At 53.5% G+C, this 26,976-nt stretch carries 31 protein-coding genes; 23 read left to right on the top strand and 8 right to left on the bottom strand.

From position 1 onward, the window contains the following. Window positions 1–2 precede the first annotated feature (2 nt). The 10 genes from ACTCIA_RS10865 to ACTCIA_RS10910 all read left to right on the top strand — a co-directional run bounded on the left by ACTCIA_RS10865 (window position 3) and on the right by ACTCIA_RS10910 (window position 9,864). The gene (locus ACTCIA_RS10865; protein WP_463001839.1) at window positions 3–710 is read left to right on the top strand and encodes a hypothetical protein; all 708 of its coding nucleotides are present in this window, start codon (window positions 3–5) and stop codon (window positions 708–710) included. Between the two features lie 71 nt (window positions 711–781). Beyond that, on the top strand, window positions 782–1,285 hold the full coding sequence (locus ACTCIA_RS10870; protein WP_463001840.1) for a hypothetical protein: 504 nt from the start codon (window positions 782–784) through the stop codon (window positions 1,283–1,285). After that, the gene (locus tag ACTCIA_RS10875; protein WP_463001841.1) at window positions 1,279–1,908 is read left to right on the top strand and encodes a hypothetical protein; all 630 of its coding nucleotides are present in this window, start codon (window positions 1,279–1,281) and stop codon (window positions 1,906–1,908) included. The genes ACTCIA_RS10870 and ACTCIA_RS10875 overlap by 7 nt, the downstream gene beginning before the upstream one ends. Before the next feature lie 48 nt (window positions 1,909–1,956). Further along, a complete protein-coding gene (locus ACTCIA_RS10880) occupies window positions 1,957–2,331 on the top strand; it encodes a desulfoferrodoxin (protein ID WP_463001842.1) in 375 nt (124 codons plus the stop codon). Between the two features lie 97 nt (window positions 2,332–2,428). After that, on the top strand, window positions 2,429–3,517 hold the full coding sequence (locus ACTCIA_RS10885) for a sulfurtransferase (protein WP_463001843.1): 1,089 nt from the start codon (window positions 2,429–2,431) through the stop codon (window positions 3,515–3,517). A 2-nt stretch (window positions 3,518–3,519) separates the two neighbouring features. After that, window positions 3,520–4,050 carry a YeeE/YedE thiosulfate transporter family protein gene (locus ACTCIA_RS10890; RefSeq protein ID WP_463001844.1) on the top strand — a complete coding sequence of 177 codons (531 nt, stop codon included), beginning with the start codon at window positions 3,520–3,522 and terminating at the stop codon, window positions 4,048–4,050. Further along, on the top strand, window positions 4,047–4,580 hold the full coding sequence (locus ACTCIA_RS10895; protein ID WP_463001845.1) for a YeeE/YedE thiosulfate transporter family protein: 534 nt from the start codon (window positions 4,047–4,049) through the stop codon (window positions 4,578–4,580). The genes ACTCIA_RS10890 and ACTCIA_RS10895 overlap by 4 nt, the downstream gene beginning before the upstream one ends. Window position 4,581: 1 nt before the next feature. Further along, window positions 4,582–5,199 (top strand): hypothetical protein, encoded by a 618-nt coding sequence (locus ACTCIA_RS10900; RefSeq protein WP_463001846.1) that lies wholly within the window; start codon window positions 4,582–4,584, stop codon window positions 5,197–5,199. A 261-nt stretch (window positions 5,200–5,460) separates the two neighbouring features. Then, window positions 5,461–6,036, top strand: a complete 576-nt coding sequence (rbr, locus tag ACTCIA_RS10905; protein ID WP_463001847.1) for a rubrerythrin — start codon at window positions 5,461–5,463, stop codon at window positions 6,034–6,036. A gap of 144 nt (window positions 6,037–6,180) precedes the next feature. After that, window positions 6,181–9,864: a transporter substrate-binding domain-containing protein gene (locus tag ACTCIA_RS10910; protein ID WP_463001848.1), complete on the top strand. Its 3,684-nt coding sequence runs from the start codon at window positions 6,181–6,183 to the stop codon at window positions 9,862–9,864. A gap of 202 nt (window positions 9,865–10,066) precedes the next feature. On the opposite strand, the gene ACTCIA_RS10915 is transcribed toward ACTCIA_RS10910, so the two are convergent. After that, on the bottom strand, window positions 10,067–10,384 hold the full coding sequence (locus tag ACTCIA_RS10915; RefSeq protein ID WP_463001849.1) for a J domain-containing protein: 318 nt from the start codon (window positions 10,382–10,384) through the stop codon (window positions 10,067–10,069). 570 nt (window positions 10,385–10,954) lie between these two features. On the opposite strand from ACTCIA_RS10915, the gene ACTCIA_RS10920 reads away from it, so the two are divergent. Together ACTCIA_RS10920 and ACTCIA_RS10925 are read left to right on the top strand one after the other, a co-directional pair. After that, window positions 10,955–11,308, top strand: coding sequence for a DUF5320 domain-containing protein (locus tag ACTCIA_RS10920; protein WP_463001850.1), 354 nt, complete (start codon window positions 10,955–10,957; stop codon window positions 11,306–11,308). A gap of 351 nt (window positions 11,309–11,659) precedes the next feature. Next, window positions 11,660–14,284 carry a PAS domain S-box protein gene (locus ACTCIA_RS10925; RefSeq protein ID WP_463001851.1) on the top strand — a complete coding sequence of 875 codons (2,625 nt, stop codon included), beginning with the start codon at window positions 11,660–11,662 and terminating at the stop codon, window positions 14,282–14,284. On the opposite strand, the gene ACTCIA_RS10930 is transcribed toward ACTCIA_RS10925, so the two are convergent. Continuing rightward, on the bottom strand, window positions 14,267–15,070 hold the full coding sequence (locus tag ACTCIA_RS10930) for a response regulator (RefSeq protein WP_463001852.1): 804 nt from the start codon (window positions 15,068–15,070) through the stop codon (window positions 14,267–14,269). The genes ACTCIA_RS10925 and ACTCIA_RS10930 overlap by 18 nt on opposite strands. Window positions 15,071–15,292: 222 nt before the next feature. On the opposite strand from ACTCIA_RS10930, the gene ACTCIA_RS10935 reads away from it, so the two are divergent. The 3 genes from ACTCIA_RS10935 to ACTCIA_RS10945 all read left to right on the top strand — a co-directional run bounded on the left by ACTCIA_RS10935 (window position 15,293) and on the right by ACTCIA_RS10945 (window position 19,013). After that, window positions 15,293–16,213 carry a DMT family transporter gene (locus tag ACTCIA_RS10935; protein ID WP_463001853.1) on the top strand — a complete coding sequence of 307 codons (921 nt, stop codon included), beginning with the start codon at window positions 15,293–15,295 and terminating at the stop codon, window positions 16,211–16,213. Window positions 16,214–16,372: 159 nt separating this feature from the next. Then, the gene (locus tag ACTCIA_RS10940) at window positions 16,373–17,746 is read left to right on the top strand and encodes a transporter substrate-binding domain-containing protein (protein WP_463001854.1); all 1,374 of its coding nucleotides are present in this window, start codon (window positions 16,373–16,375) and stop codon (window positions 17,744–17,746) included. Next, complete coding sequence (locus tag ACTCIA_RS10945; RefSeq protein ID WP_463001855.1) at window positions 17,664–19,013, top strand: transporter substrate-binding domain-containing diguanylate cyclase; 1,350 nt, start codon at window positions 17,664–17,666, stop codon at window positions 19,011–19,013. Before ACTCIA_RS10940 ends, ACTCIA_RS10945 begins: the two co-directional genes overlap by 83 nt. 37 nt (window positions 19,014–19,050) lie before the next feature. On the opposite strand, the gene ACTCIA_RS10950 is transcribed toward ACTCIA_RS10945, so the two are convergent. Genes ACTCIA_RS10950 through ACTCIA_RS10960 form a run of 3 tightly spaced genes read right to left on the bottom strand, consistent with a single transcriptional unit; the run spans window position 19,051 to window position 20,946 of the window. After that, window positions 19,051–19,278: a hypothetical protein gene (locus ACTCIA_RS10950; protein WP_463001856.1), complete on the bottom strand. Its 228-nt coding sequence runs from the start codon at window positions 19,276–19,278 to the stop codon at window positions 19,051–19,053. Then, window positions 19,247–19,729, bottom strand: coding sequence for an oxidoreductase (locus tag ACTCIA_RS10955; RefSeq protein ID WP_463001857.1), 483 nt, complete (start codon window positions 19,727–19,729; stop codon window positions 19,247–19,249). Before ACTCIA_RS10955 ends, ACTCIA_RS10950 begins: the two co-directional genes overlap by 32 nt. Before the next feature lie 38 nt (window positions 19,730–19,767). Further along, entirely contained in the window at window positions 19,768–20,946 is a 1,179-nt protein-coding gene (locus ACTCIA_RS10960) for an FprA family A-type flavoprotein (RefSeq protein ID WP_463001858.1), read from the bottom strand. A 245-nt stretch (window positions 20,947–21,191) separates the two neighbouring features. Here ACTCIA_RS10960 and ACTCIA_RS10965 point away from each other — a divergent pair, with 245 nt between their 5' ends. The 8 genes from ACTCIA_RS10965 to ACTCIA_RS11000 all read left to right on the top strand — a co-directional run bounded on the left by ACTCIA_RS10965 (window position 21,192) and on the right by ACTCIA_RS11000 (window position 24,559). Further along, window positions 21,192–21,434: a DUF6364 family protein gene (locus tag ACTCIA_RS10965; protein ID WP_463001859.1), complete on the top strand. Its 243-nt coding sequence runs from the start codon at window positions 21,192–21,194 to the stop codon at window positions 21,432–21,434. Then, window positions 21,431–21,871: a PIN domain-containing protein gene (locus ACTCIA_RS10970; protein ID WP_463001860.1), complete on the top strand. Its 441-nt coding sequence runs from the start codon at window positions 21,431–21,433 to the stop codon at window positions 21,869–21,871. Before ACTCIA_RS10965 ends, ACTCIA_RS10970 begins: the two co-directional genes overlap by 4 nt. A gap of 200 nt (window positions 21,872–22,071) precedes the next feature. After that, entirely contained in the window at window positions 22,072–22,305 is a 234-nt protein-coding gene (locus ACTCIA_RS10975) for an AbrB/MazE/SpoVT family DNA-binding domain-containing protein (RefSeq protein ID WP_463001861.1), read from the top strand. Then, on the top strand, window positions 22,292–22,696 hold the full coding sequence (locus ACTCIA_RS10980) for a PIN domain-containing protein (RefSeq protein WP_463001862.1): 405 nt from the start codon (window positions 22,292–22,294) through the stop codon (window positions 22,694–22,696). Before ACTCIA_RS10975 ends, ACTCIA_RS10980 begins: the two co-directional genes overlap by 14 nt. Window positions 22,697–22,727: 31 nt before the next feature. Beyond that, a complete protein-coding gene (mntA, locus tag ACTCIA_RS10985) occupies window positions 22,728–23,132 on the top strand; it encodes a type VII toxin-antitoxin system MntA family adenylyltransferase antitoxin (protein WP_463001863.1) in 405 nt (134 codons plus the stop codon). A gap of 2 nt (window positions 23,133–23,134) precedes the next feature. Then, window positions 23,135–23,554, top strand: coding sequence for a type VII toxin-antitoxin system HepT family RNase toxin (gene hepT / locus ACTCIA_RS10990; RefSeq protein WP_463001864.1), 420 nt, complete (start codon window positions 23,135–23,137; stop codon window positions 23,552–23,554). A 199-nt stretch (window positions 23,555–23,753) separates the two neighbouring features. Further along, window positions 23,754–23,894 (top strand): hypothetical protein, encoded by a 141-nt coding sequence (locus ACTCIA_RS10995; protein ID WP_463001865.1) that lies wholly within the window; start codon window positions 23,754–23,756, stop codon window positions 23,892–23,894. 248 nt (window positions 23,895–24,142) lie between these two features. Next, window positions 24,143–24,559, top strand: a complete 417-nt coding sequence (locus tag ACTCIA_RS11000) for a hypothetical protein (RefSeq protein ID WP_463001866.1) — start codon at window positions 24,143–24,145, stop codon at window positions 24,557–24,559. Here ACTCIA_RS11000 and ACTCIA_RS11005 read toward each other — a convergent pair. From ACTCIA_RS11005 to ACTCIA_RS11015, 3 genes are all read right to left on the bottom strand, one after another. Then, the gene (locus ACTCIA_RS11005; RefSeq protein ID WP_463001867.1) at window positions 24,535–24,870 is read right to left on the bottom strand and encodes a PIN domain-containing protein; all 336 of its coding nucleotides are present in this window, start codon (window positions 24,868–24,870) and stop codon (window positions 24,535–24,537) included. The genes ACTCIA_RS11000 and ACTCIA_RS11005 overlap by 25 nt on opposite strands. After that, complete coding sequence (locus tag ACTCIA_RS11010) at window positions 24,867–25,106, bottom strand: AbrB/MazE/SpoVT family DNA-binding domain-containing protein (RefSeq protein ID WP_463001868.1); 240 nt, start codon at window positions 25,104–25,106, stop codon at window positions 24,867–24,869. The genes ACTCIA_RS11005 and ACTCIA_RS11010 overlap by 4 nt, the downstream gene beginning before the upstream one ends. A 247-nt stretch (window positions 25,107–25,353) precedes the next feature. After that, complete coding sequence (locus ACTCIA_RS11015; protein ID WP_463001869.1) at window positions 25,354–26,706, bottom strand: alanine/glycine:cation symporter family protein; 1,353 nt, start codon at window positions 26,704–26,706, stop codon at window positions 25,354–25,356. Window positions 26,707–26,976: the final 270 nt, after the last annotated feature.

Here is a 26,976-nt window from a genome sequence, read left to right on the forward strand (position 1 = left end):
CCATGAGCGAATACCAGTATTATGAATTCCTGGCCATGGAGCGGCCGCTGACAAAAGAGGAAATGGACGAGCTGCGGGCGCTTTCCACGCGGGCCACGATCACGCCAGTCAGCTTCACCAACGAGTACAACTGGGGCGACTTCAAGGGCGACCCGGAAAAGCTGATGGAACGTTATTTCGATGCCCACGTTTATGTGGCAAACTGGATGACAGCCATATTCATGGTGCGGCTGCCCATGGAGGCATTGACCCAAGAGACGGCCAAGGCCGTGGCCGCACCTTATCTTTTGGATATCAAGCCCACCAAAACCCATTGGATCATCATCTGGAGCGTGGAGGAGTCGGAAAACTACGACCGTTTAGGTATGGAGGACGGCCGCGGCTGGATGGCGCGTCTGGCACCGGTACGGGATGAACTGTACCGAAAGCAACGAGAGGTCAAGCACCGTGAGAAACGCAAGGCGTATCTGGAGAATCTATCCAGCGATTTTCCCAAGGCCTGGGCGTCGGTCAAAGAACCCGTCGAGCGCCGATCGGGGCGGGGCTATGGCGAGGCCTGCCGCATACTCGTTGACATCGCCGAAGCCTATGATCTGTTTGCGACCAAAAAGCAATTTCAACAAGAACTCAAAAAGTTCATGGCCGGCCACCTGCGGCGCAAGGCGCTGATTCAACGCCTGGTGACGGCCGGTATCTGGAGGGAAGGTTAAATGCAGTATCACAAGCCAAGGACACGGACCTGGACGGGTATTACCAATTTGGCCACAGCCGGTTCGACTATGTGCGAGTCCCTTCGGGTAAGCTCTGTCTGACTATTCATGACCGCAGCTATTTTTACAGCGACAATTTCCGGAAAAACCGGCGTGACACGAAGCGTAAACAGCTTGAAGACAGTCTGGATGCCTTTGTGATCGGACTCATCAAACGAGCCGCAAAGAAAAAGGAATACCGGCAACAGAAAGAGGAAGAGGAACGGAAGCAACAAGAGATGGCACGCCTGAGAGAGGAAGAGCGGCAACGCCAGGCTGAACTGAATCGCAAGATTCAAGAAGAGCGCAAGCGTGTCTCGAACTTGATCACCGATGCCGGGAACCATCAAAAAAGCATTCAGATCCGTGATTTTGCCGCTGCGGTCGAGAAGGAACATCGAAATGGCCATGTGGTATACGTCAATGCGGATGAATACGAGAGCTGGGTTACGTGGGCACGGGATCAGGCGGACCGCCTGGACCCCCTTCTTGGTTTCGGAGGCAGCACCACATCGCTGCTCTTTGCCAAATGCTGATCAACGGCAACGGCATGAATATTTATATCAACGGTGCGGGCGTTATTTCGCCCCAGCAGACATTTGACAACGAAACATTTCTGCCGGAGGTCATTGAGTATGACGGTAATGTACTGACCTGCATTGCGCCGAATTTCAAAGATTACATCAACCCCTTCCATATGCGCCGGCTCAGCCGCATGCTGCGCATGGGACTTTCTGCCGCCACCATCTGTCTTCGAAACGCCCGGCTGGAAACACCGGATGCCGCTGAGGTCTGTTTTAAACATTTAACAGGCGAATACGCCACGGCATCTTCCTTCGGGGTCTGGCTCGGTGCCGGGATATTGAAAACCCGGACCATCCCCGAGTCCGTCCTGGCCGCTCCAGCCACGTCCGATCGCCCGCTTCGGTTCGGACAGTTCTTGTCTGCAACCATTTTCTGGGCAGGAATTATTCCTTTTTTCTGCTTACGGCCTGAACCGCGTCTGTATCAACCGCAAGAACCATATTCCGGTCATTTTCTTTGTTGGCGTTTTTTTGGGTCAATGCATATATTGATAAATGAGATGCGGCAGGGTTTTTTCATCCGCGCTCAGTCGAGCGGGGCCGGAGCGGGCCGCAGCCTTGCGGGCCCGCCCTGATGCATTTAAACCAATACGTCCAAAAAAGCAAAGAAAGGAGACTTATCCATGGCAGAACAAAAACAGATTTACAAATGTGAAGCGTGCGGCAACATTGTTGAGGTACTCCACGGCGGCGCCGGCGATCTGGTGTGCTGCGGGGAGAACATGAAGCTGTTTGAGGAAAAGAGCACAGACGAGGGCAAGGAAAAACACGTGCCCGTGGTCGAGGCCGCTGACGGCGGCGTCAAGGTCAAGGTCGGCAGCAATCCCCATCCCATGGAGGAAAAGCATTACATTGAATGGGTGGAAATCATCGACGGCGACCAGTCCTGCCGTCATTACCTGAAGCCGGGCCAGGCGCCCGAAGCGGTTTTCAAGGGGACCGGCCCCAATGTAGTCGCCCGTGAATACTGTAACGTGCATGGATTGTGGAAATCCTAAAGCCCTTTTCGTCAAACGGAAAAGAGCCGGACCCGCCCGGCTCTTTTCCGTTCGCTGATCTGTATCCCGCATAGCGCGGCAACAGGAGACCCCCAAAATGAAAAAACGTTTTGCATTCAGGCATGTCATTATTGCCGTGATTTTGTTTTTGGGCGTGCTGTGGTCGTTTGGCTCCGCAGCCCAGGACACGGCCGGTTATCCCAACAAACAGTTTGTTGCCGATGCCCGCTGGGTCAAAGACCACATGGAAGACAAGGATGTGGTTATCGTTGATGTCCGCAGGGACAAATACTTTGACGGCCGGGTGATCCCCGGGGCGATCCGGATGCCCTGGTCGGAATTTCGTTTTAACGACATTGGCAACAACCTGGGTTCCTTATTCAGGGGGGTGGAGCAGGCCCAGCAGATTCTGGGCGGCCACGGCATAACCCCCACCGATACGGTGCTGCTTTATGACTCGGTGGAGCGCGACGGCGGGGCAACAGCCTCATATGTGTTCTGGATTCTGGATGTAATGGGCCATGAAAACAAGAAAATCCTTAAACGGGGCATTGACGCATGGGCGGATGCCGGCTATGAGATCGCAGACCAGCCCAGACAGCCCGAGCCCGTCACCTACCAGGCCGCATCTGAGCAAATGCGCAAGCATCTGCTGATTGACGCGGATTTCATTTACCGCCGCCTGGGAGATTTTTACTATCAGATCGTGGATGTGCGCTCCAGGGAGGAATATCTCGGAGAAAAGGGCTCCAAAGGCGTTGACGGCACGCCCCTGAAGCTCGGTCATATCCCTACTGCGGTGAATGTCAATTATCAGGATGCATGGACCGATCCGGAAACCAAGGACATCAAATCCTATCCAGCGCTCCGGGAACTCTACAAGGGACTGGACCCGGCCAAGGGCGTGATTGTTTACTGCGCTTCAGGAAGACGCAGTTCTTTTTCCTATTTCGTGCTCCGGCTCATGGGGTTTGAAAATGTTTACACCTACGAGGCGTCCTGGGAGGAATGGGGCCGGCCGGACAGGTTTCTTCCTGTGGAGACCACGGAGAATGAATTGACCGGGGATTTTCTGCCGCAGCCGGTAAAAATGACCGGTTCGGTTCAAAGCACCGGCGGCAGCCCGGATGCGTCCCGGCCCAAAGACGGTGAGTCTGCCGGCGGATACGTGTCCTGCGGAGGTTGATCATGGATAAAAATCAATTGTCACCGCCGTACTGGAAATGGGTTTCGGCAGCCTTTGCCCTGGCCGGGATTATTGTGTTTGTTTTTGCCACATTCGGCCCGCCGGCCTCGTCCTCCGGTTTTGTGGCCGTATTAAAAGGCGCCATTGCACCTGTTGCGCCGGATTATGTGGAGGCAAAGGCCCATTATCGCATGTCAGCAGGCCCGGGGGCATGGGTTTTTGCCTTTGTGCTGGGCATGGCCATTGGCGGGTTTATCGCGGCCCGCACCTTTCCCGCACCCGTGCGCGACATTCCTGAAATATGGGAGAAGCGCTTCGGCAGCAGCCGGATCAAGCGGTATGCAGCCACTTTTGCCGGCGGGTTTGTGATCCTGTTTGCATCCCGGCTCACCGGGGGCTGCACCCTGGGGCTGTTTATTTCCGGCTCCACCCAGCTGGCTGTCAGCGGTTTGTATTTTGGTGTGCTGATTTTTGCCTTTGCCATGCTCACAGCCCGGATTGTTTACGGCAGGGCAGGAAAGGAGGGCCAATGAGTTCCCAGATATGGCTTGGCTTGCTTTCCGGCATTGCGTTTGGATTTGTGATCCAGCGGGTCGGGGCCACCAACCCGGACAAGATGGCCCGGGCGCATTTGATGATCGAAGGCGGGATTCCGCGCTTCATGCTCCTTGCCGTGCTGCTGTCCGCCATCGGCCTGCTGGGGCTTGACGTCTCGGGCGTTGGCCGGACACTGATCATTCCCGCGAGCCTGGTGGCCACCGGGATTGCGGGTGTGCTGTTTGGTATCGGCTGGGGGCTTTGCGGCTATTGCCCGGGCACCACCTGGGCGGCGGCCGGAGAGGGGCGGATGGACGCGGTGTTTGCCCTGCTCGGCGGGCTTGCCGGTACCGCCCTGTTTGCCCAGGTGCATGAGATTTTGATCCCGCTTCTGCATGCGCCCACCAACCTGGGCCAGATCACCCTGGCGGATTGGTTCGGCAGTGAGCTTGCGGCCGCGGTGGTTCTTGTGGCGGTTTTTGCCGCCAGCATTTTGGGCATCGGCATGCTCTGGGAAAGGGATTGAAATGACCCGGTCGGTTAAAGGGCTTGTTTTTGGGGCAGCCGTTGTTTTGGCCTGCCTGCAGATAATCGGCTGCGGCCAGGCCGGGGAAAAGACCGCGGACCTGGAGGTGCCGCGGGGATATCTGGCACAGATCCGGGTGGAGCAGGGGGACCGGGTTTATGGTTTCGGGCCCTTTGTGGGCTATTATTTCCGGCCGGAAACGCCGGGGGATTTCACCCGGCTGGAGTTTGTCTGCTTTAACGAGCGCAGCTTTTATACCAAAGACCTTCCGGAAAACACGAGGCTTTTTGAAGGCACGGCCGTATTGGCCCGGCTGCCGGAATCCGATTTTGAGATACCCGCTTCCGGGCGGATCAACCCGGTGTATTTCCCGGAGGCCCCGGTACAATGGATAGAGAGCCGGCCGGCGCCAAAAGACGAATTCCTTCATTTTCATTCCTGCTATGACGCCCGGGGTGCGGTGCTCACCGGCTACTGGTTCCGGCATGCAGCCGCTGCCGAATTCACCTATGACATGGGCGGACGGGTGGGACCTGACAGCCCGCTTTATCACGAGGTTTTTCCGGGAGTTGACCGCGGCTTTGCCCGGATAATTGAATTTGACCACGGCCCGGAGTAAAAACCGGACAAGGATTTTGGGGTGAAAATTTTTGCATCTGCAGAGCGGAATTGTTATGTTGTGTGCTTATGATCAAAAGTACCGGCTCAACGCACCGGCACCATCTGAAATCAGACTTTTTACGGTGCCATCAACCACCGAAGAGACAACTTTCTGATTTTACTTAACACTTAATCACTTAAAACTTAACACTGCCTGTAAAAAAGACTTTTTACAGGCTTATCAATTTTAACCATATTATGAAAAAGGAGAAAGATCCATATGGCACGTTTGAAAGGAACACGGACTGAAAAGAATCTGCTGACCGCATTTGCCGGCGAATCCCAGGCCCGCAACCGGTATACTTACTTTGCCAAGCAGGCCAAAAAGGACGGCTACGTTCAGATCTCAGATATTTTCGAGGAAACCGCCAACCAGGAAAAAGAACATGCCAAGCGGCTTTTCAAGCTTCTGGAGGGCGGTGAGGTGGAAATCGCAGCAGCCTTTCCCGCAGGGGTCATCGGCACCACCCTGGAGAACCTGAAGGAAGCCGCAGGCGGTGAGAATTATGAATGGACAGATATGTATCCCGGCTTTGCCAAAACCGCCCGGGAAGAGGGGTTCGATGATATCGCAGAGATCCTCGAATCCATAGCTGTTGCTGAAAAACAGCATGAAAAGCGCTACCTGGACCTGGCGGCCAACATTGAAGCCGGCCGGGTGTTTAAGCGCGATTCCGCCACCACCTGGCGCTGCCGCAATTGCGGATACCTCCACGAAGGCACCGAGGCCGTGGAGGAGTGCCCGGCCTGCGCCCATCCACAGGCCCATTTCGAACTTTTGGGCGAAAACTGGTAAAGCATCATCATAAGTGAAAACCTGCTGGCGGATTTGTTTTTTAAACAAATCCGCCTTTTTTTTGGTTGAAGCCGGGGTTCAGCCGCGTTATGGTATAAAAGACAGGCCATGATCCGGGTTACCTTTAAACAGAGGCTGTTTGCTGTGGGCATAATCAAAAAGGTACCGACTGCCGAAGGGCTGCAAATAAAGGCTGTGATCGGCTCCTTTCGCAGGGCGCTGTTATGGACAATGATTCTGCCGGCGGTTTTCCTGTTTGCCCTCCCGGTTGTCGGCCGGGCCCAAACCCCTGTTCTTTCCGCATCAGAGATTGATTATCCGCCATTTTGCTTTGTTGACGAGCAGGGCCGTGCAGACGGTTTTTCCGTTGAACTCATGCGCGCGGCCCTGTCTGCAACGGGCCGGGACGTGGTTTTCCGCACCGGACCCTGGCATCAGGTCCGGGGCTGGCTGGAAGACGGCGAAATCCAGGCCCTGCCCCTTGTGGGCCGCACACCGGAACGCGAAGAAATCTTTGATTTCACCTTCCCCTACATGTCACTTCACGGGGCCATAGTCGTGCGCCGGGGCACCACCGGCATCTGGAAGCTTTCTGATCTGGAGGGCCGGCAGGTGGCGGTGATGAAGGGCGATAACACCGAAGAATTTCTGCGGCGCAAAGACCGCGGTATTGACATCCGCACCACGACCACCTTTGAAGAGGCCCTTTACGGATTGTCCGAGGGCCAATATGATGCCGTTTTCATCCAACGCCTGGTGGCCCTGCGTCTTTTGCAGGAAACCGGGCTCACCAACCTGGAAATCGTTAACAAACCCGTGGAGGAATTCCGCCAGGATTTCTGTTTTGCGGTCAAAGAAGGCGATCGCAACACCCTGGCCCTTTTAAACGAGGGCCTGTCACTTGTCATGGCAGACGGCACTTTCCGGCGCCTTCACGCAAAGTGGTTTGCCGCCATGCAGCTTCCCGGCCGCCAGATCCTGGTGGGCGGAGATCACAATTATCCCCCTTACGCGTTTCTCGATGAAGATGGCCGGCCCGCGGGTTTTAACGTGGATCTGATCCGGGCCGTGGCCCGGGAGGTGGGCCTGGATATCCATATCCGCCTGGGCCCCTGGGAAGAAATCCGCAATGCCCTCAAAAACGGTGAAATCGATGTGATCCAGGGAATGTTTTATTCTCCGGAAAGAGACCGGGTTTTTGATTTCACGCCTCCCCATAAGGTGAATCATTATGTTGCGGTGGTGCGCAAAAACCAGGGGCCTGCCCCGGATTCGGTGGACGAGCTGGAAGACATGCGCATTGTTGTCCAGGGCGGGGATATCATGCATGATTTTGCCCTGGAAAACGGCCTGGAGGACAGGATATCCGTGGTGGATGCCCAGGAAGACGCTCTCCGGGAATTGGCCCGGGGCCGGCATGACTGCGCTCTGGTGGCCAGAAGAAGCGCCCTTTACTGGATGGAGAAATACGGATGGGGCAACCTGGAAGTGGGCCGGCATGCGTTTTTGTCCCCCGAATACTGCATGGCCGTGAAAAACGGCCATCAAGCCCTGCTGGCCCAACTGGGCGAGGGCCTTGAGGCAGTTGAAGAAAGCGGGGAATACCGGCGCATTTATGAAAAATGGATGGGGGTTTATCCGGGTGAAGATCCGGATTTGGTCCAGATTCTCAAATATTTGGCAATGGTGCTGGGCCCGCTTTTGTTTGTGCTGCTGGCCTCTGTGGCCTGGACTTGGTCGCTTCGCCGGCAGGTGTCGCGCCGGACCGCTGAGCTCCAGGAAAGCGAGCAGCATTTCCGCAACCTGGCGGATTCCGGATCCGCCCTGATCTGGACCGCGGACGTCAACAAGCAGTGCGATTACTTCAATCGGGCCTGGCTGGAATTTACCGGCCGGAGCTTGTCCCAGGAAAAGGGCGAGGGCTGGATCCAGGGCGTGCATCCAGAGGACCGGGACCGGTGCATTGAGATATTTCAAAGGGCCTTTGACCGGCATGAGCGGTTTTCCATGATTTATCGTCTTCGCCGACATGACGGACAATACCGCTGGATTCAGGATGCCGGCAGTCCCAGATATGATTTCAACGGACAGTTTATCGGCTATATCGGCCATTGCCTGGATATCACCGATTTCAAGCGGGCCCAGGAGCGCATCGAGCATTTAAACAATGTTTTGCGTGCGATTCGGGACGTCAATCAGCTCATTGTCCGCGAACGCGACCCTGAAGCATTGATCCGGGAGGCGTGCCGGCTTCTGGTGGACAACCGCGGTTATGCAAGCGTGCTGATCGTTCTGGCAGATGACACGGGATATCCCGCATCCTGGAGCGAAGCGGGAATGGGAGAGGTTTTTCTGCTCCTCCAGGAAACACTTTCCAGCGGCGAGCTTCCGCAATGCTGCCGCCAGGCCGCGGAGGCGGGCCGGGTCGTGATGATCCATGACCAGGACAAGACCTGCGGGGATTGTCCCATTTCCGATCAATGCGCTGAAAGAGACGTCATGTGCGTGCAGCTTGCCCACGCGGAAAAAGTGTTTGGCTACCTTGCCGTGGCCCTCTCCCACGGGCTTGGCCAGGATACCGAGGAGCAGTCGCTTTTTACGGAAATAGCCGATGATCTGGCCTATGCCCTGGCTGTACTCGAGATGGAAAAACAGCAGGAGGTCTCCGAGCAGCAGCGGCAATCCCTTGAACAACAGCTCCAGCAGGCCCAGAAAATGGAGTCCGTTGGCCGCCTGGCCGGCGGCGTGGCCCATGATTACAACAACATGTTAAGCGTGATCATCGGATACGCTGAACTGGCCCTGGACAAGGTCGATCCGAAAGATCCCCTGCATGGGGATCTCACCGAGATCTTAAATGCGGCCAAACGTTCCAACGACATTACCCGTCAGCTGCTTGCCTTTGCCAGAAAACAGACCATCAACCCGGCTTCACTGGATTTAAACGAAACCGTGGAAGGTATGTTAAAGATGCTGCGCCGGCTCATTGGTGAAGACATTGATCTTTCATGGCGGCCCGGCCCGGAGCTGTGGCCGGTGAAAATGGATCCCACCCAGATCGATCAGATCCTGGCCAACCTGTGTGTCAATGCCAGGGATGCCATTGCCGGGGTGGGTCATATCACCATTGAGACCCATAATATCCGCATTGATGAGCAGTACTGCCGGGATCACGCGGGATTTTTGCCGGGCGAATACGTGCTGCTGGCTGTAAGCGACGACGGCGCGGGCATGGACAGGCAGATGGTGGAAAATATTTTTGAGCCCTTTTTCACCACCAAGGAAGTCAGTAAGGGCACCGGACTGGGATTGGCCACAGTGTACGGAATCGTCAAGCAAAACAATGGGTTTATCAATGTTTACAGTGAACTGCAAGAAGGCACCACTTTCAGGATTTATTTGCCCCGCCATGCTGATGAGGCCAAAACCCTTGTGCTGGACGAATCCGGGGAAGTTCCCCGTGGCAGCGGCCAAACCGTTCTGCTGGTTGAAGACGAGCCCGGGATCATGAAAATGGGTCAGATTATGCTGCAGCAACTGGGTTATGAAGTGCTGGTCGCAGACTCTCCTGCCGGCGCACTGGCGCAGGCACGGGGCCACGGCGGTCCGATTCATCTGCTGATCACAGACGTGGTTATGCCGGAAATGAACGGACGCCGTCTGGCAGAAGCTGTTGAGTCCATTTGCCCGGAGATAAAGGTGCTTTACATGTCCGGATACACAGCCGATGTGATTGCCAATCACGGCGTCTTTGACAAGGGCCTGCATTTTATTGAAAAGCCCTTTTCCATCCGGGAGTTTGCCGTAAAAATACAGCACGTCTTGTAAAAAGCCTTTTACCGCGTTCGCTGTTTTTGCAGGAAGGAAGCCCTGCGGCCGCGGCCCGGGATCGACCTATAACAGTAATTTTTTCTGAAGTTACTTAGAAGCCGGAACGGATTTGTTTTTTAAGGAAAATGAAATGCCATTTTACAAGGAAGGTTACGGCGAGGTCGAGGAGATGATTGCAGAGTTGAAGAAATAGCTGGTTTTATCCGCTTTTGTCCTTTTTTCCCCAAACCGGATCATCGCCAAACCGTTCCATCCAGAGTTCTCCGGGAGAGCGGTGTCTTTTTACGGTTTGCTCGGAAAAACAGTATCTGTAATTGTTGCAGTAATCCATGAGGGTTTTGTAGGCTTCCGTGATCTGCCGGGTCTTTTCAGCGGCCTTTTGCGGGTCCTGCGGGAACCGGTCCGGGTGCCAGCGATAGAGCAGTTCCCTGTAATTGGCCTTGATGTGCGCCATGGTGGCACATTCCGGAAGCCCGAGGGTCTTTCTGGCCCGGTCGATGGTATCAAATTTGCTCATATGAGTGCATTGCCATGACATGGGCATGGATTTAGCGGCACATGCTGCCGGTTTTCATGCCTTTTATGTTTTTCCCGGTTTTTTTTGATTTCTTTCCGGCTCCATTCAAACGCCTTTTGTTCCAGACGGATTTTTTTATTTTGCCCCCTGGTCTGCGTCCTTGTCAAGCCATCTGTTGGATTGGTTTATGGTATCAATTCTGCAGTTACCGCAGAGAAAAGCATTGCAGATATGCAATACACATAAAGCTCCTTTTTTCTTTATTTGCAATAAAATCATTAAAAAAACAATATATTCCATTTTAATAAAATCAGGAAAAAAGTTTGGCACGGCCGATGCAAATATATAATTGATAAATAGTGCCCGAACGAAAACCAGGATTTTTCGTCAAGGTCAAGGACGGCGAAAATTTTAACCGCAGGAATATTAGACGTATTTTGAGGATTAAAATTTGAGCCGGACGCAGAGATTGGCGAAAAAGACGGTTTTCGTTCAGGCACTAAATACACAATCCGGTCAGTCCCAAGCGGGCTGGCCGGCATCTGAAAAAATGAAAGGAGGTCTTTGATTATGCCAGCAGGAGATCGTACAGGTCCCATGGGAATGGGGTCAATGACCGGACGCGGTGCCGGATATTGCGGAGGCTTTGCTGCCCCTGGATTTGCCAATGCCGCTCCCGGACGGGGTCCGGGTTTTGGATTCGGCCGGGGACGCGGCTTTGGCCGGCGTTTTTTCAGCGGCGGTTTTGGTTGGCGCAACCGGTTTTTCGCCACGGGGCTTCCGGCCCGAGCGCAGGGTGCGCCCTATGCCGCAGCCGATCCGGAAGCCGAAAAACAGGGTCTGAAGCAGCAAGCCGATGCTTTGCAATCCGAACTGGAGATGATCCGCAAGCGTCTGGATGAACTCGCCGAGACCTCGTCGTAAAACAGGTGACAGCGGATGTTTAACCCCTGCAGGGGCTCCCGGAACCATCCGGGGGCCCCTGCTTTTGTTTTCCTTAAATTTATTCTTTGCCCTTGCCGGCAGGTGGGGTTTCGGTTTGCGAATCTTGCATTTACGGAATATATTAGACTTTTAAATGGAAATATATTTGATGGCACCGTAAAAAGTCTGATTTCAGATGGTGCCGTAAAAAGTTCAAGATCAAGGCTTGCGAAATTTCGAAGAATGCAGCGTACTTAGCCGTACGTGAAATTCTGAGAAATTGCGCGTAACGCAGATATTGGACTTTTTACGGCGCCATCATATTTGCCGGCAAAAACGGGGAAAACAATAGTGAGTCATCAAGCATGCGCACTTGTGGCAGGGTATCCGGATCTGATGGCGCGTCTTGACGCGCAGCGGCGGTATACGTTTGTAAATGAAAAATACGCACAAGTGGCCCGAATCCCGAAAGATCAACTGCTGGGCCGGGTTGCGGGTCAGGTAAAGTTTTCGAAAAAATGGCTCCGATCCATTCAGGCCGCCATGGACGCTGCCGCGCAACAGGGGCAGACGCAGAAGCTGGAGGTGAAATTTGCAAAGCAATGGTATGCCACCAGTATTGTGCCGGAATGCGACGCATCCGGAAATCTGATTTCCTATATGATATTTGCCCACGACATCACCGAAATCAAGCAAACCCAGAACGCCCTCAAACAGAAGCAAAAACAGCTTGCCGAAAGCGAAAGCCGATTCCGCACAGTTCTTGAAAACTCCCTGGATGCCGCCTATCGCCGGGATATTCAATCTGACGCCTATGATTACGTGAGCCCTGTTATTGAACAGATCACCGGCTATTTGCCTGAAGAATTCAGAGCCATGGGCATCAGTGATTTTCTGGCCCGGATTCACCCGGACCACATTCAGGAGGTGGAGGGCAAACTTGAATTGATTCAGAATTCTGAGCGTTCCTCCGGGCTTCTGGAATATGCGTTTAAGGCCAAAGACGGCGACTACAGATGGCTGGCCGATTATTTCCGGGTCATCCGGGATGAAAATGGCGGCCCGCTTTACCGTATCGGGGTGATGCGCGATATCACCGGGCGCAAAGAGACCGAGGAGATGATGATCGCCTCTCTGAATATGGCTCAGCAGCGTGCCCTGGAGGCTGAATCCGAGCGCCGGATCATTGAGACGGTCATCAATAACGTGCCTGAGGGGTTTTTGCTCGTCGATGCCCAAAGCCGGCGCGTTTTGATGGTCAGCCGGCATTTGGCCGAATTTGCCGGAAAGGACCAGGAGGCGTTTAAAAATATCTCTCTTCAGCAATATGGCCGGTTTCTCAATGTTGCCGGTATGAACGGAGAACCCCTGGCCTTGGAACAGATGCCCATCTGGCGCTGTATTCAAAAAGGCGAGGTGGTCATGAACGAGGAATGGATGATGGCCCGGCCCGATGGCTCGCAGTCCGTGGTTTCAATGATCTCCGCTCCTGTTTTGGATGACAGGGGGGAAGTCACCCATGCAGTGACCAGTTTCCGGGATATTACAAAAAGCAAGAAAATGGAGGCAGCCCTTCGGCGCAGGGAGTTTGAGTTTCGCACCCTGGTGGAAAATTCCCCGGATGTCATTGTGCGGTTGGATCCGCAGTTGCGGTGTCAATTTGTCAACGCCGCTTATGAGCGCATGACAGGCATCCCCAGGGAACGATGCGTCGGCCGGACGTGCAGGGAGCTGGAAATGCCCGAGGCGTATTGCGCCCTTTTGGAAAAAGAAGCAGGCAAAGCCATCAGCTCCGGAAGGGAAATCAATACGGAGTTTGGCTTCCGGGGATTGTTTGAGCAGCGCTATTTCTGGGGACGGCTGATTCCCGAGTTTGATCCTCACGGGCGGGTGCGCAGTGTAATGATGGTTGCCAGAGACATTACAGAGCGCAAAAAGGCAGAAGAGCATATCCGGTATGTGAGTTTTCACGACAGTATCACCGGCCTGTATAACCGCGCTTATTTTGAAGAAGAAATCAAGCGGCTGGATACCGGCCGGAACCTTCCGGTGAGTTTTATCATCGGGGATTTAAACAATCTCAAGCTGGTCAACGACACATTCGGCCACGAGGAAGGCGACCGACTTCTGCAGAAAATTGCGGAAATATTGAGGAAAGCCTGCAGAAACGAGGATGTGATTGCCCGGTGGGGGGGTGATGAATTTGCCGTTATCCTGCCGGACACCTCTGCGGCCACTGCCGGCAGTGTTTGCTCCCGGATCAAAAGGCAGGCCGAGTTAAGCAATGGAACAGCGGTTGCGCCGAGCATTGCACTGGGCTTTGCGGAAAAAAGCCGGGCAGCCGATAATATCTACATGGTCATCCGGCAGGCCGAAGAGCAGATGTATGAAAACAAACTGGCCGAAAGCCGGAAAAACCAGGAGCTTGTCCTGTCCTCCCTGCTGCGCCGGCTGCGGGTCAAATGGCCGGATCTGGACCGTCATGTGGAGCGCACCTCTGAAATGGCCCAAATGTTTGCAGAAAAGCTGGGTTTTTCAGACAGTCAAATGGAGGATCTGGCTTTGTTTATCCGGCTTCATGACATTGGCAAAGCAGTGGTGCCGGACGACCTTTTGAGCAAATGCGGGGACCTTACCAGTAGCGAATGGGAGCAGGTCAAACGCCATGCTGAAGCGGGCTATCGGATTACAAACACGTTTGGGGATACAGCCAGGATCGCTGAAGCCATTTTAAGCCAGCGGGAATGGTGGGACGGCAGCGGCTATCCCAGAGGGTTGAAAGGAAAGCAGATTCCCTTTCTTGCAAGGATGTTTTCAATTGTTGACACATTTGACACCATCACCCACCATCGGCCCTATGATCGTGTCTTTACCCGGGAGGAAGCGGTGGAAGAGCTGCAGCGGCATGCGGGAAGACAGTTTGATCCCGAGCTTGCAGAGGCCTTTGTGGCTTTTGTATCAGCAAGCGTTCACTGAATTGTTTCGGATGGTGCTCAGCAGCTCGTGTTTGTCACCGTTTTTTTTCAGGTACTGGCCGGCCCCGGCCTGCCTGATTTCTTCGGCCTGATCCGAGGGGTCAAACATGGACAGCCCGATGATCCGGATATGCGGCATTTCGGCTTTGATGATGCGTGTGGCCTCGATTCCGCTCATCTCCGGCATGCTGATATCCATGAGGATCACATCCGGGTTGAGTTCCCTGGCCATTTCCACCGCTTCTTTTCCATCCGCGGCCTCGCCCGTGACGCTGATGTCATCGTAGTTGGACAAAAGCATGGCAAGCCCCTGGCGCATTACTTCATGGTCATCAACAAGCATGACTTCTATTTGCGAATCGGTTGGCTTTTCAATTGTTTTTTCTGCTGACGTATCGACCGGTTCCTGTCCATCCCCGTTTCCGGGTGCAGCGTAATTTTGGACCATCACGCAAACGGCTTTCAGATCATTGACGTTAAGACTGTGCATAGACGCACGGCACAAAATTTTATCCCCGTTTCCGGGCTTAAAGTAAAACTCGCCTGAAACCTGCTCCTGTTGATGGGCCTGGCCAAGCAGTGTAATCATGCGTTCCTGGTCTTTTTTTCCAACAAGATCGGTTATTGGCGTGCCGATTGTTTGTTTGGATGAACTGTCGGCCAGGGCGGCAAACCTGCTGTTGCAATAAAGGATTTTGTAATCTTTTGAAACAACAGCCAATCCTTCCTTGGATGCTGCTTCCTGCTGGAAAATTTCTGCTCCGCTGTTCATATTGGTTTCAGTCATGTTCGTCTTGTTTGTTTAATGAAATTGGGAGGCGCTGTTTACTGTAAATGCCGGGTATTTGTTTAAAATGGCAATGATCTTTTAAAAGTCAAATCAAAATATTATATTTCTTATCCGACAAACAATACCAAACTTTCTGTTTCGTGTAAATGCATTTTTTGGCTTCGTTCCCGGACAGGGAAATGGCATAAATTTACGGGATATGTTATAGGTTCTCTGTGTATGGGTGACAAAACCACAAACAAATATGAAAATGCACGGATTGGCAGAGTTTCCCCCCGCATCAAAGGCCTTTTAATGACCCTGGCAGGGGCGTTTTGTTTTTCCCTGGTTCCCATCTGGGTGCGCGCCATAGATGCCTATTCGCCCCTGAGCATCGTGTTTTACAGGGCGGTCATCGGTGTTGTTCCGCTTTTTTTATGGATTGCCCGCACCCCGGAGGGCCGGCGGGATGTCTCTTTGCAGCAGCTTGATGCCAAGCACCGCTGGGTTCTGCTGGCAGCGGGCCTTTCCATGTGCGGCACAGCCACCACTTATTACCTGGCCATCTTAAACACGTCCGTGGCAAAGGCGGTTTTGCTCCATTACACGGCACCGATCTATGTGGCCATTTTCAGCCCTCTTATCTTAAAGGAAAAAAACACACCCCTGACCTGGCTTGCCGTGGCCGCCGGATTTTTGGGAACAGCCTTGATTGTAGAGCCCGCAGCGCTTGTTCACAGCGGCTCAGGTGAACTGCTGGGCATTGTTAGCGGACTTTTTTCCGGGTTATTTCTGTCAGGGGTGTTTTTGTTCGGCCGCTTTCTGGCCGGCCGTTTGCCCTCCCGGGTCCGCACCCTGTGGGGCAGCGTGATTGTGGCACTGATACTTTTTCCTTTTGGTGTTCAGGTCCCGGGGGGACACTTCTGGCACAACCTGCCGTTTCTGATCATGCTGGGAACCGTTTCCCTGGCCCTTCCGTATACGCTTTTTTTTAAGGGCCAGAATTACATTTCCGCTCAGGTGGCCTCGGTGACCGCTTTGTTTGAACCGGTATGCGGCATTGGCATCGGTTTTTTGTTTTTTGCTGAAAAGCTCACGCTTACGGGATTTATTGGTGCGGGCATCGTGCTGCTGAGTATCTCTATTGCGGGCCGGCGATAGGGCGGAGTGCCCGGGTCTGTATCGGTGATCCTCAGCTTTACATATCGCTTTAATTTTGTTATAAATTTTAGAATCCAACCGGGCATTGGTTTTATTGATAAAGCCGGGACGTTTACGGATCGCCTGGATCAGGTGTCCGTGTCCCTGACTGGAAACAAGATGAAGCGTTTCTGCACATCGCCTGTTTTTATTTTTCTGCTTCTTTGCCTTCCGGCTGTATTATTCGCGGCACAGGGATCTTTTGCCGAAGACAGCCCGGCCGGCCGGCCGGATCTGCTGCCTTCGGCTGTCTCTGTTTCCCCGAAAATTGAACTCAGCGCTGAAGAAAGGGCCTTTCTTGAAAATCATCCGGTGATCCGGGTGGGAAACGAGGATGACTGGCCGCCTTTTGACTTCAGCGAGCACGGCCGGCCCAAGGGTTATGCCATTGATCACCTGGAGCTTCTGGGCCGGCGCCTGGGGATATCCTTTCAATATGTCAACGGCTATAGCTGGTTTGAGCTGCTGGGCCTGTTTAAACAGGGCAAAATCGATCTTTTGCCATGCCTGTGGATATCCGGGAGCCGGGAGCGGTTTATGCGGTTTACCGGACCCTACCTGGAACTGCCCTATGTGATTGTTGCGGCAAAGGAAAATGCAGAAAAATTTCAGACAGTAGAGAATCTCAGCGGCAAGACCGTTGCGGCTGCCAGGGGTTATAAGCAGGAAGAGGTACTGCGCTCGGCTTATCCGGAAATTGACGTATTTCAGGTTCAAAATACCCAGGAAGGCCTTGAGGCGGTTGTATACGGCGAGGCTGACGCCTACATCGGCTACCTTGGAACCGTGGCCTATCTCATGGCCACGCGCTTTCTGGGCAGCCTGCAGATATGCGGCGAGACCAGGGCCCCTGAACTGGGTCCCCAGGGACTCCACATGGCTGTGCGCCCGGAGATGGATCTGCTTGCAGGGATTCTTGAAAAAGCCATGGAAACAGTAACAGACCGGGAAAAAGTGGAACTTGCGGAAAAATGGATTTCCGTGGAACAGACCCGCGTTTCGGACCTGACTGTGGCGGAAAAGGTTTTTTTGCGCAAAAATCCCGTGCTCCGGGTGGACAACGTCCAGAACTGGCCGCCGTTTAATTTTAACGACAGGGGACGGCCCAGGGGGTTTTGCATTGATTATATGGAACTTCTGGCAGACAATCTCGGTGTTGAAATTGAGTATGTCACTTGCCAGGGCTGGAACGATATCATGGAAATGCTGCAAAGCGGTGATATTGACTGCCTCTGCGATGTGGTACCCACGCCTGACCGCAAAGAATACATCGCGTTTACCGATTCTTATTTAACCATTTTTTCCGGCATCGTGGTGCGCCAGGGAAATGAGAGGCTCACGCGCTTAAGGGATCTGGCCGGCCGGAGGGTGGCTGGACCGGGAGCAGACCGAGTGGGGCGGACTCAGGGTCATGCTTTCCCAGCAGGAGCGCCAGTGGCTGGAAGAAAAGGGGGAAATCCGCATCTGCGGCCGGCCTTCATGGCTTCCCTTTGAAGAAATCGATGAAAAGGGGACTCACAGGGGGATTTCGGCAGATATCATGGCTCTGCTGGAGGAAAGAATCGGCGTGCCCATCCGCTTTGTGCCCACAAAAAGCTGGGAGCAGAGCCTGGACGCCCTGGAAAGCGGCCGCTGCGACCTGCTTTCCGCAGTGTCGAAAAGCCGCCGGGAAAAAGGCCCGTTTGTCGTGTCCAAACCGTATATCGAATCTGTTAACGTGATGGTGGCAAGAGACGGACAGCCTTATATTCCGGATCTTCACGCCCTGGAAGGCCGAAAAGTCGGTATTGTGCAGGACAACCCGGTGGCGGATTATTTGCAGGATCAGTATCCCGGCATCCGGCTTCGTTTTTATCCGGACCTGAAGGGGGTTTTGCGGGCAGTGGCCAGGGATGAGGCTGAAATCGCCCTGGGAAGCCTGCACCGGGTCAGCTATATCCTCCACGAACTCGGGCTTTATGATTTAAAAATCGCCGGGCAGACCCCGTACAAGGAACAACTGGGCCTGGGCATTGCCGAAGACAATCAGGCCCTTGCCTCCATCATGGACAAGGCCCTGGAGTCGGTCTCCGGCCGGGAGGTGAGCCGGATTACCCGCAAATGGCTTTCGATCCGGTATGACAAGGGATTTGATACCCTGCTGCTGTTTCAGATTCTGGGGGTTGTGGCTGTGCTCATGAGTCTGTTTGCTTTCTGGAACAGAAAACTGGCCCGCTTAAACCGGGATCTGGGCATTGCCCATCAGGCGCTGGCCCTTAAAAGCCGGGAACTGGAAAGGCTTTCGGTCACAGATGCCCTGACCGGCATTTTCAACAGGCTCAAAACCGAAGATCTCCTGCTAAACGAAATCCGGCGCATCCGAAGAACCCGCCAGCCGTTTTCCGTTATTATGCTGGATGTGGATCACTTCAAGAAAATCAATGATTCGTACGGCCATCAGGCCGGAGACCATGTATTAAAGCAGATCACCGGTCTGTTGCATGCCAATATCCGACAGGCCGACAGCATCGGCCGGTGGGGCGGGGAGGAATTTTTGGTCCTCTGCCCGGATACATCAATGAAAGGGGCGGTGATTTTGGTCCAGCATCTGCGCAATTCGGTTGCCGGGCAGCGGTTTTCCGCCGCCGGCCGGGTGACCTGCAGTTTCGGGGTTGCCGAATATTATCCGGGAGAAGGCATTACCCAGCTTTTGCGCAGGGCGGACAGGGCCATGTACCGGGCCAAGCAGCGCGGCCGAAACCGGGTGGAAGTTTTGGAATAAGCCGGTTCACTTCAGACGAACCTTTTTATGGCCTTGTTTACGGCAGCGGCTCGTCGGTGTAGGCCACATTGGCTTCCTGCGGAGTGCGGGGTTCAAGCGGCCTGTTGTTGGCAATGTCATCGACCCAGTTGGCATTGAGCAGCAGGGATTTGCCGGATAAAACAATGTCTGCGTCCTGCAGGGCCTGGTCGGCTGTTTTGCGGTCATAGATCCCGCCGCAGATCATCAGCGGCTTATCGGTTTTCTGCCGGGTGAGCCGGATCAATGTCAAATCGGCTGATTTCATCAGGCACCGGAAAAGGCTCTCCGGTAAGGGGGTTTTCCTGTTTGGGCGCCACCGGGCTCGGGGCGATGATCCGGCCGGCGGGATTGATCTCCGGCCAGGCCACCCGGCCGCAGTGAAACATCTGCATGACCGCTGTGCTGCCGGCCTCCCGGATGGCCCGGACCACCGGTTTCCAGGCTTCGATCTGGCGCTGGGTGACCATCCGGGACTGGCGGGGATAGCCCTGGGCGCTTTCGTAGTCTGTGAGCACGGCTTCGGTGAAAACAAGGCCCACGCCGTTTTGGGCCCGCCGTACCAGGAAGTCGAGCACATCCCGGCGCGGCACGCTGTCTTTGACAGAAGACGTGCGCGTCATGGGCGCCAGGCCAATGCGGTTTTTCAAATGCGCGTTTTTGATCCGAAATCCCGAAAACAAGTCTTTTTCCGCCATGATGGGCTCCTTTGTCTTTTTTCGCCCGCCGGGGGGATTTATGCCAGCTCCAGGTCTTTGTGCTTTTTGGCAATGGCTGCGGCCATGTTATCGAGTGTCTTGAAATCGTTTTCCGAGGCAAGGCCCTTGCACAATACCGGATCAATGACCTCCACTTTGAGGTTGCCGGTCATGGACGCAAGGGTTTCCACGGTTTTGCCGCCCCAGCCGTAGGAGCCGATAATGGAAAGAAACTTGGCCTTTGGCCGCAGGGCATTGGCCAGAAATGCGGCGTATGCGGCCATGGGGTGCGGGCCGGCCAGGACCGTGGGCGTGCCCACCACAATGGTGGCCGCATCCACCAGGGACATGGCCAGTTTGCCGATATCGGTGACCGGCAGGTTAAACAGCTCCACGCGCACGCCCTGGTCTGTGAGGGCTGCGGCCAGGTGATCCACCATCTGCCGGGTGCTGCCGTGCATGGAGACAAAGGGCAGCACCACCAGGTTTTTGGGCGCGCCGTTGACCCACTGATCATAGGCATCCATGATCCAGCCGGGCGCATCGTAGATCTGGCCGTGGCTTGGGGCGATCATGTCAATGTCATAGGGTTTGAGCTTTTCCAGGTTTTTGGCGATGATTTTGGAAAACGGCATCATGATTTCGGCAAAATAGCGCTTGGCGGCCTCGTATACCCGTCCCTGGTCGGTGACAAAAAGATCGGAAGTGGCAATGTGGGAGCCGAAAAAATCGCAGCTAAACAATATGCGCTCTTCCTCCAGGTAGGAAACCATGGTTTCGGGCCAATGTACCCAGGGCGTATAAATAAATTTTAAGGTTTTATCTCCCAAAGACAAAATATCGCCGTCTTCAACAGGGGAAAATACGCTTTGGTCAAGCCGGAGCATGTCCATGAGCATGTCTTTGGCCTTGGGAGTGACCACCACCTTTGCTTCGGGAAATTTTTCCAGCACCCGGCCGAGGGTGCCGGAATGGTCCTGCTCGGCATGATGGGAGATGATGTAGTCGATTTTTTCAACCCCCCGGAGCTGCTCCATGAGCGTGTCTTCCATGGGCGGATCCACAGTGTCCAAAAGCGCGGTCTTCTCGCTGCCCTTGATGAGATAGGCATTGTAGCTCGTGCCGTCGGGCAGGGGGATCAGGGAGTCAAACAGCCGCCGGTCCCAGTCAATCGCGCCCAGCCAGTAAATATTTTCCTTGATTTGTCTTTTTTTCATGACCGCTCTCTCCTGTGTTTTTGCCCCGGCTGTGTGTATGTCGCCGGAAAGGGTTGAAATGAAAAACATGAAATGGCTTTTGAATTCATAAATATAGCTTTGCCTGCGGCAAAGGTCAAATTTGCCCGCATCAGGCCGGTTCTCTCCAGCAAGATAACCTGTGCATGGAGATTTTCGTCTTGACTTTGGCGGTTAGGGGTTTTATTTGTTTACACATAAGGTTTATATGTGTAAAGGAGGTTGTAATGAATATAACACTTTCCGCAGATGAAGAGCTTGTAAAAAAAGCACGGGAATATGCAGCCCGGCAGGGAACCAGTTTGAACCGTATGATCCGGGAGTACATGGAACAGCTCGCCAGCATATCGGATACGGATAGAATCGCGGAAGAGTTTGCCATGCTGGCAAAACAAGAGGGGGGAGCCAGTCCGGAAGGTTTTGTTTTTGACCGTGAAGCGGCCCATAAACGAAAGACGGTTGTTTCATGATGCGGTATTTTATTGATTCCAATATTGTCATCTATGCCAATGACCGCAACGCGGGAGAAAAGCAGGCCAGGGCGATAGAAGTGATTCAGAGGGGCATGAGGGCAAAAAACGGGGTGCTCTCCATTCAGGTGCTCCAGGAGTATGCCAATATCGCACTGACAAAACTGACGCAGGATGCCGCTGTTGTGCTCAGGCAGCTCAAGCTTCTCGAAGTCTTTAAAATCATTGCGCCATCGCCTGCTATGGTACGCCGGGGGGTTGAAATCCGGAGTGCATACCGGCTTTCCTTCTGGGATGCCAGCATTGTCGCCGCGGCTGAAACCGCCGAGTGCGATTATATCCTGTCCGAGGATCTGAATACAGGTCAGTATTATGCCGGCGTGAAGGTCACAAACCCCTTTGCCCCTGACTTTGATTTGTCTGAGCTGGACAAATAGTCTTTGCGCCAAAATGCCGCCTGCACGAATATTTTCACCTGATTTTTTCCTGCTGCGTGAAAATTGATGGTTTCGTAAAAAATAAGTTTTTAGATGGCGCCATCAAAATTGTGGGTTCCGGTTTTTGGCGGTTAAGAATTGACTTTGCCCGGACAATTGATATACTTTATAAAAAAGTATATCCAGAGGAAGGATGGAAAATGCGCGTTTCAAAATGGGGAAACAGCCTGGCCCTCCGCCTGCCCGCCTCGGTTGTCAAAACCCTGGGGCTGAAGGAGGGAGACGACATTGAGATCGTAATCGCAGATGAACGGGTTTTTCAGATCCGCAAAAAACCCGGCAGGGAGGCTGCTTTGTCGAAATTGAGAAAATTCCGGGGAAATCTGCCGTCTGATTTCAGATTTGACAGGGAAGATGCCAATGCCCGCTCCTGAACCTTTCATAGACACCAATATCCTTGTTTATCTCCTCTCTGAAGATGATTTTAGGGCGGACCGGGCCGAAGAGATCCTGCGCGCGGGCGGCCGGATCAGTGTGCAGGTGCTAAACGAACTGGCAAACGTTGCCCGGCGCAAACTCAATATGTCGTGGGAGGATATCACAGAGGTGTTGACCCTGGTTCGCTTGGTCTGCCCGGCCGATTCCCTCACCCCTGAAACACATGAAACGGCAATGGCAGTAGCAAAGCGTTACGGCCTGAGTGTATATGATTCAATGATCGTTTCAGCCGCACTGATCGGAAACTGTGAAATCCTGTATTCCGAGGATATGCACGATGGCCGGATCATAGAGGAAAAACTGCAAATCCAAAATCCATTCAGGTGATCAACCGGAAAATCGGAAGCAGGGGAAGAATATGGCCGGCATGGATGAGAAAATCAAAAATTATTTTCAGCATAGACAAGAGGTGGCTTCGGTTTACCTGTTCGGTTCCCGGGCCGCTGAAAGACAAAGAACTGCAAGCGACGTGGATATCGCCGTCCTTCTGCACCATAAATATCTTGGATCCGCAATCACGCTTCAGGAAAAATACCTGGTTGAACTCGGCAGAATCCTGAAAAAGGATATTGACCCGGTAGTGATGAACCATGCAGGAGAAGTGCTGCTCAAGCAGATTCTGACCAAAGGCAGGCGCATCCTGGTGCGCGATTCATATTTTGACGCTTATTTTACAATGATTGCCGTCTCCAGGATTGCGGATTTCAATTATTACCTGAAACAGATGCAGGACGGCATGAAACAAAAGATTCTGGAGTCGTGAAAATGGTTGACAAAGATGTCCTGCTGGCAAAAATCAGCGCGGCCAAAAAGCACCTCACCCGTTTGCAGCGCCTGCCTGTGGGATCTTTCCGGGTTTTTTCAGAGGATTTAAATACCCAGGACATCGCCCTTTTCAACCTGCAGCTGGCCGTCCAGAACTGCATTGACATTGCATCCCATATCATAAGCACCCAGGGCCTGCCTGCTCCCGGCAGCACCAATGAGATGTTTTACTGTCTTGAGGAAAACGGATATATTGACAGGCCCCTTTGTGAAAAAATGGTTAAAGCAGTGGGATTGCGAAATCTCATTGTACATGAATACGGCAAGCTGGACCTTGAAAGGATTTACGGTATTCTTGACAATGACGTCAGGGATCTTGATGCATTTTTAAAAGCCGTGATTCAGAAATTCAATTTGTGAGTTCTTCCGGCTGGTTCACCCCCAATCTTGATGGCACCGTAAAAAGCAATTTACACCGCCGGGGCGGCATCATGCGAAAATGATAGAATCAAGCACGAATTCCTTAAAACCCCGCCTCAAGCCGGTTATCTCCGGCGGGGCGGTTTATGCATAAGTTTTTTTACCTTACCTGAAACAGCAGTAAATCCCGGGATGACTCATGACTTCACAGACGGCTTTTTCCCAGCTCCAGGTATTTTTAAAGGAGGTGTTCCAGTTTGACGACCATGATCTGGATTTCGGGATATACCGGATCATCCGGCTCAAGCAGCATTTTATCAGCGCCTTTATTGACGCCTAAATTGAGCGTTTCAGATTTTTAAAAGCAATTAATTTTAAAGGATAACACCAATTTATATTTTAAAAATCTGAAACCCTCCGGGATTTCCAATTTTACCGCAGCTACTGCGTCAGATGCAACCTCGCATAGTTGACTATAGCGAGTCTGCCTCTTCCTTGTATCTACGGCAAACTTGAAAATCGCTCAAATTAGGTGACGGTGAAGGAAAAGATTCCCTCCGGGCGGTGGTAAAAGAGGCCCTGGCAGGCGTGCAGCAAACCTCGGCCGAGACGGCCCGCAACTGGCTGGCAGCTTTTGCCGCGCAATCCGGCAAAACAGGGGAAAAGCTGTGGCAGCCCCTGTGGGAAAACCCCAATGACGCGGCTGCCCGGCAGGGGTTTGGAAAGCTGCAGGAACTTGCCGATGAGGCGGATCGCAAACAAGCCGAACACCATCTGGAAACCCTGGCGCAGGCGGAAAAGCTTTCCCTGCCGGATCTCGAAGCCCGGGTTTACAATCACCTGCTCAATTTTTTCAGCCTGTATTACAGCAACGGCGATTTCGATTACAACACCCGCGCGGCCCATGCCTTTCAGGTGCCTTATGAAGCCGGTTATGACGGCGCAGACACCATGTTTCACTGGAAGCACAAGGATTCCTATCATCCGGCTGAACGATTTTTATAAATAATGACATAGTCTGAAAAATCGGCTGCTCCCCTCCGATAGGCGGCAAGTGCAGATCCGGTGGTATGCGGCTCTTCGATGGCAAACTCTTTTGTGGAGAGAATCTGCTCAAGAACCTTGATCACCCAGTGTTTTTTGTATTTGTAGGCTCCGCGCAAAACCCATACCAATTCACTGAGAACAACTGTTGCGATCATTGCCGGAGATTCCCTTGTACAACACGACTCGATCAAATGGTTGGCCTGCGCGGACTGCCCGGCATGATCCTGGGTTAGATAGCGGACCAGTACATTGGTGTCCAGGCCGATCATTCTTTTCGGCTTCCTTCCTGGATGGCCCGGTCCATTTCCTCAAGCGATACCGGCTTTTGGGGCCTGGGCAGCATGCCCTTGAGCCTGCTGACCGGTGTATGTCTGGCCACCAGTCGTACGCCATGGTCTTCTTCCAGTATAAATTCTATCCGATCTCCGGTTGTAAGCCCGAGTTTTTCTCTTAAATCTTTCGGCAGCGTAATCTGCCCTTTGCTTGTCAAGGTTGCGTGCATCATGATCTCCTGCTGTAATCTGTTGTTCCTTACCTTAAAGTAAGAAAATGCAGATTCCCGGTCAAGCCTTTACTAAAAATTTTTGTTCAATCCACTCTCGTATCATATAAAATTCTGTCCCGGCTTTCCTTAAAATCAATGGCAGCATGCAGCATAGGAACTGCGATGGCCGATCCCCTGCCGGCCTTGGCGGCCGGCAGGGGATCGGGTCCATGAAAATTCAGAATTTCAGCAGCGTTCCGTGCCGTCGTTATCCGATATCTGCGGGATAGACCCGCTTGGGATCGTTGAAGTATTCCCGGGTCAGGCGGATGATGACCGGGCTTAAAAAGATCAGGGCGATGAGGTTGGGCCAGGCCATCAGCGCGTTGAATATATCCGAGATGGTCCAGACTGTGGACAACTCCACATAGGCGCCCACCGGCAGAAGCAGGCAGTAAAGCACCCGGTAGGGCATGACCAGTTTTTGTCCGAAAAGATAATCAATGCAGCGGTCACCGTAATAGGACCAGGTAATGGCCGTGGAAAAGGCAAAAAAGATAATGCCGATGGCCACGATGTATCCGCCCGGGCCGGGAAGTCCCATGTTAAATGCCTTGGCCGTCAGGTCCGCACCGGTCTCACCTGTGGTAAAGGCGCCGGTGATAATAATGACAAGACCGGTCATGCTGCAGACCACAATGGTGTCAATAAAGGGGCCGAGCATGGAAATCAGACCGGCGCGCACCGGTTCACTGGTTTTGGCCGCACCCCAGGCAATGGGTGCGCTTCCCAGACCGGCCTCGTTTGAAAACACGCCCCGGGCCACGCCAAAACGGATGACCTGTGCCACGGCTGCGCCGGCAAAGCCGCCGGTGGCAGCCGTTCCGGTAAAGGCGTCAGTGAAGATCATGGCAAAGGCGGCCGGAACCTGGCCGATATTGGCAAAGATCACCACCAAAGAGCCGATGACATAAAAAGTGGCCATAATGGGCACCAGCCGGCTGGCCACCTGGCCAATGCGCTTGATGCCGCCCACAATCACAAGGAAAACAAGGATGCCGATGAGCAGGCCGGTCACCAGCTTGGGAATCCCGAAATAGGTCAGCACGGGTTCAGCCACGGAATTGGCCTGGACCATGTTGCCGATGCCAAATGAGGCCACGGCTGCAAATACGGCAAACAAGACCCCGAGCCATTTCTGCCCCAGGCCCTTTTCAATGTAGTACATGGGCCCGGCACCCACCACGCCGTCGGGGTGGATGGTCCGGTAATGCAGGGAAAGCAGGCATTCCCCGTATTTTAAGGCCATGCCGAAAACCGCGGTGACCCACATCCAGAACATGGCCCCCGGGCCGCCAATGGCTATGGCTGTGCCCACCCCGGCAATATTGCCCGTGCCGATGGTGGCTGAAAGCGCTGCTGTCAGGGCCTGGAAATGACTGATTTCTCCCTTGTCCTTTGGGTCGTCATACTTGCCGGAGATCAGTTTCCAGGCATAGCCGAACTTTCGAAGCTGAATCAGCGGAACCACAATGGTCAGCAAAATTCCCGTGCCGACCAGCAAAACGATTGTTACAGGTCCCCAGACAAATCCACTGATCATACCAAGGAAATCTTCCATCCATCCCCCTTTCAGTTCAATTATCAGGTTAATGCAACTTTATGGTTATACCGGGCTGTGTTTGCGCTTTCGTGGTGCTGTGCAGGTTGCAGACGGGAAAAAACGGGCCGGGGTTCTGTTGCTGCCGGTTGTTTTTCCGGTCAAGTAACAGTGATGGCGCCGTAAAAAGTCCAATATCTGCGTTACGCGCAATTTCTCAGAATTTCACGTACGGCCAAGTACGCTGCATTCTTCGAAATTGCGCAAGCCTTGATCTTGAACTTTTTACAG

This window comes from Desulfosalsimonas sp. (assembly GCF_055149105.1).